Below are 1789 nucleotides of genomic sequence, written 5' to 3'. Positions count from 1 at the left end.
CGGTTACGGCTACCCGCCCCCCGGCGTCCCCACCGTCGGCCCCGGCTACCTCGCCGTCCTGCGCTACCGCGCCCAGGACGGCTCCGAGCAGCAGGTCATGCGCCGCTCCGCCCCCGGCACCCCGCACCCCGAGTGGCAGATCCTGCACGAGCTGCGCGGCATGGGCGTACCGCCGCAGCAGGTCCTGGAGCTGCACACCGAGCTGGAGCCCTGCGATCTGCCCGGCGGCTACTGCTCGCGCATGATCCGTGAGACGTGGCCGCAGGTGCGGCTGAGCCACACCGCCTCGTACGGCCGCGACCACGCGTCCCGGCAGCAGGGCATGCAGCAGCTCATCGAGCACCAGGGTGAGCTGCACCAGGTCGCCGACGGCCCGGCCAGGCCGCGGCCGCAGCGCGTGCCGCTGCCGCCGCCGGGGCAGATCCCGGTGCTGCCGCCGCTGCCGCCGGAGGCGCTGGGGCACGAGTTGCTGCAGGCGTTCGGGCCGCAGGGCGTGTTCCGTTACGACCAGCGGGCGGTGGCCCGCCAGGGCGTGCCGGACATCGTGGCGCAGACGCTCGTGTGGGCGGGGCTGCCGATGGACTTCGGGCCGTTCTTCTGGGGTCAGGCGCAGCCGGGCCGGCCGGTGCCGACGCTGGCGGAGCTGGCGGCGGAGCGGGGTGTGCAGGCGGCGTCGGACGCCGGTTCGTACCTCGTGATGGGCAATGACTTCGGCCGCCAGATGTGCGTCCAGTACGGCACGGCGCACATCGTCGCCGTGCCGCTGGAGGCGGCGCCCGGCGGGGGCAGTGCGCCGCCGCAGTTCGTGAACACGGGGCTGCCGGAGTTCGTGCGCTGCCTGGCGATGCTGGGCCACATGTGGCGGCTGCGCTTCGGCCTCACGCCGGACCAGGCGGGGCGCTGGACGGTCGACTTCCAGTCCCAGCTGGCGGGGATCGACCCGGCGGCGCTGGAGGGCCCGGACCACTGGTGGTCGGTGGTGCTCGAACAGCTCTGGGACGGCCTGTTGTAGCCCTTCGGGGGCAGTACGGGAACGGCCTCACCGGCTCTGCCGGTGGGGCCGTTTCGTATGTTCTTCAACCGATGACCACCTGAAAGGAGTGGGTGTCAGGTTATGACCGATTAACGCGGATCCTGAAGGATGAGCGCCGACAGTCGACCGGGGACGAGAGGAGCTCGATCACATGGGTGCCGCGAAGACGTCGGCTCGGAGTTTCGACACCGTACGCGGTGGTCGCGGCTACCACCCCGACCAGGTGGACGCCGCGGTGACCCGCGTGGGCGAGGAGCGCGACTCCGCCTGGGAGCGGGCCGCCCGCCTCACCGTCCTGGAGCGCGAGCTGAGCCAGGAGCTGGAGCGGCTCACCGGCGAGCTGGCGCAGGTGAAGGAGCAGACCTACGCAGAACTGGGCCCCCGCGCACAGGAGATCCTCCACCTCGCCCAGGACCAGTCCGCAGAACTCCGCGGCACCGCCGCGGAGCAGCTGCACCGCGCGCAGGCCGAGACCCGCCGGTACGTCGAGGAGACCACCGCGGACACCCGCCGCGCGGCGCAGGCGCTGCGCGAGGAGGCGGAGGCGCGGTTGCGCAGCGCGCTGGGGGCGGCCGAGCAGGAGGCCGCAGACCTGCTGTCGTCCGCGCACGCGGCGGTCGAGGACACCGCGGGCGAGGCGGCGGCGGCGCTGGCGGAGATGAAGCACCGCACGGCGGCGATGCTCGACGACGCCCGCCACGAACGCAAGGCGGCGGGACGGCAGTTGGCCGAGGAGATGCGGGAGCGCCGGGAGGC

The 1789-nt window shown here is 73.6% G+C and carries 1 protein-coding gene and 1 pseudogene; both read left to right on the top strand.

The window, feature by feature from the left end; translation table 11 throughout:
* Positions 1–1012, top strand: a 1012-nt coding sequence (locus tag H5J30_RS30910) for an SUKH-4 family immunity protein (protein WP_181790799.1), incomplete at its 5' end; no start/stop codon positions are given.
* A 172-nt stretch (positions 1013–1184) separates the two neighbouring features.
* Positions 1185–1789, top strand: a pseudogene (locus H5J30_RS30905) (cellulose-binding protein); the annotation flags it as partial.

This window comes from Streptomyces phytophilus (assembly GCF_013870535.1).
In the GTDB taxonomy this organism is placed as follows: domain Bacteria; phylum Actinomycetota; class Actinomycetes; order Streptomycetales; family Streptomycetaceae; genus Streptomyces; species Streptomyces phytophilus.
Note: the sequence above shows the minus strand (reverse complement) of the source record. Positions and strands in the feature narration are given on the sequence as shown.